The following is an 8,574-nucleotide window of genomic DNA, read 5'->3' on the forward strand; positions in this document are numbered from 1 at the left end:
GCCTTCACCCCCGACCCCGCCACCCGCGCCCAGCTCAACCTCACCTGGGGCGTCGAGGCGCTCCTCGGCCCGCACGTCGACTCCACGGACGCGATGGTCGCGCAGGTCGACGAGGAACTCCTGAGGATCGGCCGCTGCGCGAAGGGCGACACGGTGATCATCACAGCGGGCTCCCCGCCCGGCATCCCGGGCTCGACGAACCTGGTCAGGGTCCACCACATCGGCGAGAACGACAGCCCGAAGCGGTAGGGGGCGGCGGGGTCAGTACTTGCCCCCGATGTGCGCGTCCATAAGAGCGACGGACGCGCGCTTGGCGACGGAGATGTTCTTTTCGTTCGCCTGCCGCCAGGCCACCCCGACGGCGTTGAGGGTGTCCGTGTAGAGCCGCAGGATGTCGGCGGACAGATTGCTGAAGAAGTACCGGGGGTACTCGTACCGCTTCTTCTCGCCGGCCACGACCTGGCTGGTCCAGTTGGTCACCCGGCATCCGTCCGAGTGGATGAGTCCGCGCAGCAACTCCCACGGATGTATGCGGACGATCCGTTGCTGCCAGGGTTCGAGGACGATGGAGCGGTTGTGCTTTTTGCCCGGTCCGTGCTGAGGGAACAGGCACGGCCAGTGCTGTCCGTAGCTGGTCACCATGACGCACCCTTGCCTCTGGAGGACGTACACACGGTCCTCGGCCCGTACGGCGGTGATGGCGGCCTGACACCGGACGATCAGGCCGGGCCAGGCGTCCGCGCAGGCGATGCGCAACTGATAACCGGTGCGCGGCTGCGCACTGATACAACCGTCGCCGAGGTAGAGGCCCAGCAGATACGCGTATGAAGCAGGGTCGTCCGGTACACCTGGCTCAGGCCGACATCTCGGACACGGGCGTGCCTGTGCGGCCATCCGGGGCAGCGGCTCGATGCGGGACTGCCAAGAGCGGATCGCCGCACGCGATATACCGGTCTGCCTGCTCACGGCATTGAGGCTGTGGCCTCGGAGAACGAGCGCGATTGCGCGCTTGCGGGTTTCGAGGTCGTACATGGACGCGAGCCTGGTTGAAGACGCGTGGCCATGGACCGAATCGATACCATGTTCACCGGAGCGAGTGAAGATCACCAACCGTTGGTGAGCCTTGGAATCGAAGGGGGAGTGCCCTGGGTGGGATTCGAACCCACGCTGTCGGTGGTTTGAGCACCGTGTCTCTCCCGCTGGACTACCAGGGCCAGCCTTGACTTCCAAGGTTAGCGGAGACCCGCTGTGACTCAAACATACAGGAGCTAGGTAGTCTCAGGTAGCAGCATCCTGTCTGAACGAGGAGCATCCGTGACCGCCCCCAAGTCGCCCCAGCCCGTCGATGATGACGACAAGTCGCACGTCCCGCCGCTGACGACGCGTGTCGTCATCGCTGAGGACGAGGCGCTGATCCGTCTCGATCTGAAAGAGATGCTGGAGGAAGAGGGGTACGCGGTCGTCGGTGAGGCCGGGGACGGGGAGCGGGCGGTGGAGCTGGCTCGGGAGCATCGGCCTGATCTGGTGATTCTGGATGTGAAGATGCCGGTGCTGGACGGGATCTCCGCGGCGGAGCGCATCGCGAAGGAGTCGATCGCGCCGGTGCTGATGCTGACCGCGTTCTCGCAGCGGGATCTGGTGGAGCGGGCGCGGGATGCCGGTGCCATGGCGTATTTGGTGAAGCCGTTCAGCAAGAGTGATGTGGTGCCGGCGATCGAGATGGCGGTGTCGCGGTTCACGGAGCTGCGGGCGTTGGAGCGTGAGGTCGCGGATCTGACGCAGCGGTTGGAGACGCGGAAGCTGGTGGACCGGGCGAAGTCGATTCTGCAGACGCAGTACGGGTTGTCGGAGCCGGCGGCGTTCCGGTGGATTCAGAAGACGTCGATGGATCGGCGGTTGTCGATGCAGCAGGTGGCGGAGGCGGTCATCGAGGATGCGCGGGAGAAGAAGGCGGCGAAGGGCGAGTCGTCGAAGGGGGAGTAGCTCACGGTTCTGTATGGCCTTGTGTACGAGGAGAGGCCCGCCTCGAATGTGTCGGGGCGGGCCTCTTCCGTGCCGTCGTACCGCAGGACTGGGCTGTGCAGCCGTACCGCACGCAGTACCGCCGTGCAGCCGTACTGCTGTACGGTTCAGTCTTCGCCCAGGTACGCCTTCCGTACCGATTCGTCGTGGAGCAGGTCCTGGCCGCTGCCGGACAGGACGATCTTGCCGACCTCCATGACATGGCCGTGGTCGGCCAGTGAGAGTGCCGCCTGTGCGTTCTGTTCGACGAGCAGGATCGTGGTGCCCTGTGACTTGAGTTCGCTGATCGTGGCCATGATTTTCTGCATCATGATCGGCGAGAGGCCCATGGAGGGTTCGTCCAGCATCAGCAGTTTGGGCCGTGACATCAGTGCGCGGCCCATGGCGAGCATTTGCTGTTCGCCGCCGGAGAGGGTGCCGGCGGCTTGCTTGCGTCGTTCGCCGAGGATGGGGAACAGGTCGTAGGAGCGCTGGATGTCCTGGGCGATTCCGTCGCTGTCTTTGCGGAGGAACGCGCCGAGCTGGAGGTTTTCCGCGATGGTGAGTCGCGGGAAGATCCGGCGTCCTTCGGGGGAGTGTGCGAGGCCGAGTGCGACGATTTTGTGTGCGCCGATTCCGCCGAGTGGTTTTCCGTCGAAGGTGATGCGTCCTCCGGCGGGCTTGAGGAGTCCGGAGAGGGTGCGCAGGGTGGTGGTTTTTCCTGCGCCGTTGGTGCCGATCAGGGTGACGATCTGGCCGGCCTCGACGCTGAAGGAGATGCCTTTGACGGCTTCGATCTTGCCGTAGGCGACCTTGAGGTCCTCGACTTCGAGGAGTGCGGTCACTGGTTTTCTCCTTCTGTGCCGGACGAGCCGCTCGTTCCGGGTGTGCTGTGTGCTTCCGCGTCCTCCACTTCGGCGACTTCGTCGGCGCCGGGGGCGCCTTCGTAGGGGGTGCCGAGGTAGGCGGCGACGACGCGTTCGTCTCCTTGGACGACTTCGGAGGTGCCTTCGACGAGTTTTTCGCCCTGGACGAGGACGGCTACGCGGTCGCACAGGTTGAAGATGAAGCGCATGTCGTGCTCGATGACGAGGACGGCGATGCCTTGGTCGCGGATGGCGAAGACGAGGTCCTGGGTGGTCCTGGTCTCCTGGGGGTTCATTCCCGCGGTGGGTTCGTCGAGGAGCAGCAGTCCGGGTTCGCTGGCGAGGGCGCGGGCGATTTCGAGCTTGCGCTGTTCTCCGTAGGGGAGGTTGCGCGCGAGGTGGTCGCGTTTGGCGGCGAGTCCGGTGAATTCGAGGAGTTCCATGGCGCGTTCTTCGGATTCGCGTTCGGCTTTTTTGAATCCGGGGCTGCGGAGGAGGGCGGACCAGAGGCCTTCTTTGGTGCGGGTGTGGCGGCCGACGAGGACGTTTTCCAGGACGGTCATGTTGGCGAAGAGCCTGATGTTCTGGAAGGTGCGGGCGATGCCGGCCTGGGTGACGAGGTGGGATTTGTGCGGGAGGACGGCGCCTTTGTAGGAGACGGTGCCTTCGGTGGGGATGTAGAGGCCGGTGAGGCAGTTGAAGAAGGTGGTTTTGCCGGCGCCGTTGGGGCCGATGAGTCCGACGATTTCGCCGCTGTTGACGGTGAGTTCGACGTTGCGTACGGCGGTGAGTCCGCCGAATCGCATGGTGACTCCGGCGGCGTGGAGTACGGGTGTGGTGGTGGCGGTGTTGTTGGTCATGGTGTTCACGCCCCCGCCTTGCTGAGGCCGATATCGCCCTTGGGGGTGTCGAGTTGGCCGGTTTCGTGGAATTCGAGCTGCTTCCTGCGGTCGGCGATGAGGCCTTCGGGGCGGAATCGCATGAGCAGGATGAGGGCGATGCCGAAGAGCAGGAGCTGGTAGTCGGACATGAACTGGAGTTTGGCCGGGATGAGGTAGAGGAGTGCGGCGCCGATGAGGGGTCCGCTGACGGTGCCCATGCCGCCGAGGATGACGGCGGCGAGCAGGAATGCCGAGTTGGGCGGTACGGCTTCGACGAATTTGTACTGGGCGGGTGTGACGGTGAAGGTCACGTGGGCCTGTACGGTGCCGGCCATGCCGGCGAGGGTGGCGCCGAGGGCGAAGGCGAGGAGTTTGAGCCGGAAGGCGTTGATGCCCATGGCGCGGGCGGCGGTTTCGTCTTCGCGGATGGCGACCCAGGCGCGGCCGATGCGTGATTGGTCGGAGCGGCGGAACACGGTCACGACGATGATCGTGAAGAGGAGCATCAGCAGGTAGTAGTTGGAGAACCTGCCGAGTTCGACGCCGAGGACGGTGTGGGGTTCGCCGAGGTTGAAGCCGAAGAGTTCGAGGTCGGGGATGTTGGGGATGCCGTTGGGCCCGTTGGTGATGTCGGGGCCGGAGGAGCCGTCCATGTTCTGCATGCCGATGCGGAAGATCTCGCCGAACCCGAGGGTGACGATGGCGAGGTAGTCGCCGTGCAGCCGCAGGGTGGGGGCTCCGATGACGACGCCGAAGATGAGTGAGGCGGCGGCGCCGGCGAGTACGGCTGCCCAGAAGGGGAGCGTGATGCCGATGGTGGAGGACGGTGATCCGGACAGGAGTGCGGCGGTGTAGGCGCCGACGCCGAGGAATGCGACGTATCCGAGGTCGAGGAGGCCGGCGAGGCCGACGACGACGTTGAGGCCGAGTGCCACGGTCGCGAAGATGAGGATGTTCGCGCCGATGGTGGCGTAGGCGTCGTTGGACTGGGTGAACGGGAACGCGAAGGCGGCGACGAAGGCCGCGGTCACGGTGACGTTCTTGTGGGTGGCGGTGAGTGCGGAGAGGCGGTGGTTGAGGCCGGCGCGGGCGATGGCGGTGGCGCCGAAGCCGACGAGGAGCAGGAACCCGATGAAGAGTTCGGCGTATTCGGTGTCGATGCCGTAGGTGAAGACGAACAGTCCGAGGCCGAAGGAGATCGCGATGATCAGGATCTCGGCCCAGGAGGGCAGCGGGGCGGCCTTCTCCGGGGTGGGTGCTTTGAGGGACTGGACGAATCGGGTCCAGGGGGACGCGTTGTCGGTGTCGGCGGGGATGTCGCCGGGCAGTCCGAGGGCGCCGATGAGGGTGATGAGGGAGGTCACGAGTGCGACCCAGCCGCCGGGTTCGAGGTTGGCGAGTCCGCCGAGTTCGACCGCGATGGCGATGATGGTGTACCAGGTGACGGCGAAGGTGCCGAGGGCGAGGAGCAGTACGGGGCTGTTCTTGCCGCCGGGGGTGAGCCAGCCGAGGCCGCGCAGGCCGCGTCCGGCGAGGGTGAAGAGGAGGGTGAGGAGGGCGCCGGTGAGGGTGAGGAGCTGGAGGCCGCCGGGGTAGCCGGTGACGGTGAGGTCGCCGGGGAATTCGGCGGTCCAGGTCCAGGCGAGGAAGGTGCTCGCGAAGGTGAGGACGGCTCCGGCGGCGGTGGTGAGGCCGGCGGCGGCCGAGGGCAGGGGGAGCAGCCCGGGGGTCTGCCGGGGGGTGCCGGTGGCGGTTTGCTGGGTGGTGGTGGTCATGGGTATCACGCCCGATCCGCGACGCGCTGGCCGAGGAGGCCCTGTGGCCTCAGCAGCAGGACGAGAATGAGGAGGACGAAGGCCCATACGTCCTTCCAGGCGCCGCCGCCGAGCTGGGACATGCCGGGGATGTTCTCGATGTAGGCGGTGGCCATGGCTTCGGCGAGGCCGAGGACGAGGCCGCCGATCATCGCGCCGTAGATGTTGCCGATGCCGCCGAGTACGGCGGCGGTGAAGGCCTTGAGGCCGGCGATGAAGCCCATTTTGAAGTTGACTTCGCCGTATTTGAGGCCGTGGGCGATGGCGGCGATGGCGGCGAAGGCGGCGCCGATGGCGAAGGCCGTGACGATGATGCGGTCGGTGTTGATGCCCATGAGCTTCGCGGTGTCCGGGTCCTGCGAGGTGGCCTGCATGGCGCGCCCGGTGCGGGTCTTGGAGACGAAGAAGCCGAGTCCGATCATGCAGACGGGGGCGGCGATGAGCAGGAACAGGTCGCCGCGGCCGATGGCGAAGGCGCCGAGGTCGAGCCTGCCGCCGTCGAATTCGGGGAAGGGCCTGGATTTGGTGGCGTCGGGGTAGAACGCCCAGATGGCTTGCTGGAGTGCGATGGAGAGGCCGATCGCGGTGATGAGGGGGGCGAGCCTGGGGGCATTGCGCAGTGGCCGGTAGGCGAAGCGCTCGGCTCCCATGGCGACGAGCACGGAGCAGGCCATCGCCATGAGGATCATGAGGGGGAGCGCGAGGAGCAGGCTGGTGCCGTCCGGCAGCCACAGGTATGCGGTCAGCGCGCCGAAGCCGCCGATCATGAATATCTCGCCGTGGGCGAAGTTGATGAGCTGGACAATGCCATAGACCATCGTGTAACCGATCGCGATGAGTCCGTACAGCGCGCCGAGTAGCAGGCCGTTGGCAAGTTGCTGCGGCAGATCGTTCACCGCGGGGCCTCCGAGTGGGGTGTGGTCAGATACGGCCGCGCGGGGGCGCTGTGGCGCCCCCGCGCGATGTGGGTGTACAGGGTGGGCCGGTTGCGGCCCGGGTCAGCCTCCGAACTCGCCGCTCTTGACCGGGACGTGCTTGCCGCCCTTGACCTCGTAGAGGGAGAGCTGCTTGTTGGTGGTGTCGCCGAACTCGTCGAAGCCGACCTTTCCGGAGACTCCGTCGAAGGTGACGGTCTGCATGGCCTCGGTGATCTGCTTGCGGGCGTCCTTGTTCTCGGGGAGCTTGCCGTCGTTCTTCTCGACGACGGCCTTGACGGCCTGGATGATCGCCCAGGCGGAGTCGTAGGAGTAGCCGCCGTACGCCTCGTAGGCGTCCTTGTAGCCGCCCGCCTCGTAGTCCGCGATGAACTTCTTGGCGGTGTCGAGGGTCTCCAGGGGCGCGCCGACGGAGCTGGCGAGGTCGCCTTCGGAGTTCTGCTTGGCGAGCTTGATGTACTCGGCGCTGAAGAGCGCGTCGCCGCCGATGGTCGGGACCTTGGCGCCGGCGTTCTTGATCTGGCTGGACAGCGGGGCGCCGGCCGGGTACTCGCCGCCGTAGTAGACGAAGTCGGGCTTGGCCTGGGCGACCTTGCTGGCGACGGCGGAGAAGTCCTTGTCGTCGGGGTTGATGTGGTCGGTGCCGACGACCTGTCCGCCGAGCTTGGTGAACTCGTTGCTGAAGGTCGCGGCGAGTCCGGCTCCGTAGGTCTTCTTGTCGTCGATGACGTAGACCTTCTTGAGCTTCCGCTCGTTGTACATGTACTGCGCGGCGTACGGGCCCTGGATGGCGTCCGTGGTGGCGGTGCGGAAGTACGTCTTGAAGCCGCGGACCTTCTTGCCGCTCTGCCAGTCCTTGCCCTGGGTCAGCTCGGGGTTGGTGTTGGCGGGCGAGACGAGGACGACGTTGGCGTCGTCGAAGACCTTCTGCATCGACTGGCCGACGTCGGAGTTGAGGGGGCCGACGACGCCGATGACGGAGGTGTCGCCGACGAGCTTGGTGGCGTTCTGCTGGCCGGTGGCGGCCTGTGCGACGTCGTCGAGGGCTTCCAGCTTGAAGGTGACGCCCGGGACTTCCTTGTTCTTGTTGGCGGTCTTGATCGCCAGGTCCACCGAGTTCTTGATGCCCTGGCCGAGGGCGGACAGGTCGCCGGTGAGCGGCGCGTCGAGGCCGATGGTGACGGTGGTCGTGCCGCCGCCGTCACTGCTTCCGGAGCTGTCGTCGCGGGAACCGCAGGCCGACAGAGTGAGGGCCCCTGCGGTAACCGCGGTAGTGATGATCAACAAAGAACGGTGACGCACGATCAGTCCTTTCCCCTGGCGCGGCGGTCCCTGCTGGAACGCCGGGTCGAGCGCTGGAACCGAACTGAAGGGAATCCGGTGGCGCGGTGACTGGCCGTGACTCTAAGCGCGCTGGTGGGACTGGTGCAGAGGTCCGAGCAATGCTGTGACTCTCTTGTTATGACGCGAGTAGTTCGAAGATTGGATGCATGGGGCGGAAAGGGCGGTTTAATACTGTTCGGCAGTCCGGATAGTGAGAACCAGCAGGGTGGCGCGGATCCCTTTCGGCTAGGGCGAGTTGCGGGGGCAGGCCCGTTGGAGGGCGGCCGTGAGGTCGTCGGGATAGCCGGAGCCGAGTATGAAACTCTGCTGTTGTATTGCGCGCTTATTACGCAGTGTTACATCGAGGAAAGGGAGTCCGGCATTCCGCTGGACTTTTCCGCAATCACGGACATGCACCGTAATGATCGTCTTCTGTGCGGAGGAGGTCCGTACGGTGAACGGCGGCTCGGGTTCCGCGGTCAGCGTCAGGGCGACGGAGGGCTGGGTGATGTCCTCGACGGTCACGGGTTCGTCCTCCTCGCCGGAGAGGAGGACGGCGAAGCTGAGGGCGCCGTCGCCGTGCGGCGCGGGGGTGGCTCCGCCGTAGCGGAAGTCGATTACCTGCGTGGGCCAGGGCGGCGGGGCCTCGGCGGGCGGCCGGGGCGCGGTGAGACCGGGGACGCAGAGCGCGGTGACGGCGAGGGCGGTGAGGGCGGCGGTGGTGCGGCGGCGGGCGGCCGGGACCGGTGGTGCC

At 66.2% G+C, this 8,574-nt stretch carries 8 protein-coding genes, 1 tRNA gene and 1 pseudogene; 2 read left to right on the forward strand and 8 right to left on the reverse strand.

From position 1 onward, the window contains the following. A partial coding sequence (locus WH07_RS10535) for a pyruvate kinase alpha/beta domain-containing protein (RefSeq protein ID WP_046498486.1) occupies window positions 1-249 on the forward strand: 249 nt, incomplete at its 5' end. Between the two features lie 12 nt (window positions 250-261). Here WH07_RS10535 and WH07_RS10540 read toward each other — a convergent pair. Both WH07_RS10540 and WH07_RS10545 read right to left on the reverse strand, forming a co-directional pair. Next, window positions 262-1,032 (reverse strand): helix-turn-helix domain-containing protein, encoded by a 771-nt coding sequence (locus tag WH07_RS10540; protein ID WP_046498488.1) that lies wholly within the window; start codon window positions 1,030-1,032, stop codon window positions 262-264. Window positions 1,033-1,141: 109 nt separating this feature from the next. After that, a tRNA-Leu gene (locus tag WH07_RS10545) sits at window positions 1,142-1,214 on the reverse strand. Between the two features lie 100 nt (window positions 1,215-1,314). Between WH07_RS10545 and WH07_RS10550 the strand changes: the two genes are divergently transcribed. Continuing rightward, window positions 1,315-1,983: an ANTAR domain-containing response regulator gene (locus tag WH07_RS10550; RefSeq protein WP_046498491.1), complete on the forward strand. Its 669-nt coding sequence runs from the start codon at window positions 1,315-1,317 to the stop codon at window positions 1,981-1,983. Between the two features lie 146 nt (window positions 1,984-2,129). Here the strand turns inward: WH07_RS10550 and WH07_RS10555 are convergent, their stop codons facing one another. From WH07_RS10555 to WH07_RS10580, 6 genes and pseudogenes are all read right to left on the reverse strand, one after another. Then, window positions 2,130-2,846, reverse strand: a complete 717-nt coding sequence (locus WH07_RS10555) for an ABC transporter ATP-binding protein (RefSeq protein WP_046498493.1) — start codon at window positions 2,844-2,846, stop codon at window positions 2,130-2,132. Further along, entirely contained in the window at window positions 2,843-3,727 is an 885-nt protein-coding gene (locus WH07_RS10560; RefSeq protein ID WP_106409547.1) for an ABC transporter ATP-binding protein, read from the reverse strand. The genes WH07_RS10555 and WH07_RS10560 overlap by 4 nt, the downstream gene beginning before the upstream one ends. Before the next feature lie 5 nt (window positions 3,728-3,732). Then, on the reverse strand, window positions 3,733-5,523 hold the full coding sequence (locus tag WH07_RS10565; protein WP_046498499.1) for a branched-chain amino acid ABC transporter permease: 1,791 nt from the start codon (window positions 5,521-5,523) through the stop codon (window positions 3,733-3,735). A 5-nt stretch (window positions 5,524-5,528) separates the two neighbouring features. Continuing rightward, entirely contained in the window at window positions 5,529-6,458 is a 930-nt protein-coding gene (locus WH07_RS10570) for a branched-chain amino acid ABC transporter permease (RefSeq protein WP_046498502.1), read from the reverse strand. Window positions 6,459-6,560: 102 nt separating this feature from the next. Beyond that, window positions 6,561-7,799 carry a branched-chain amino acid ABC transporter substrate-binding protein gene (locus tag WH07_RS10575; RefSeq protein ID WP_046498504.1) on the reverse strand — a complete coding sequence of 413 codons (1,239 nt, stop codon included), beginning with the start codon at window positions 7,797-7,799 and terminating at the stop codon, window positions 6,561-6,563. Between the two features lie 267 nt (window positions 7,800-8,066). Continuing rightward, window positions 8,067-8,574 (reverse strand): annotated as a pseudogene (locus WH07_RS10580) (hypothetical protein); the annotation flags it as partial.

Source organism: Streptomyces odonnellii, assembly GCF_000981895.1.
In the GTDB taxonomy this organism is placed as follows: domain Bacteria; phylum Actinomycetota; class Actinomycetes; order Streptomycetales; family Streptomycetaceae; genus Streptomyces; species Streptomyces odonnellii.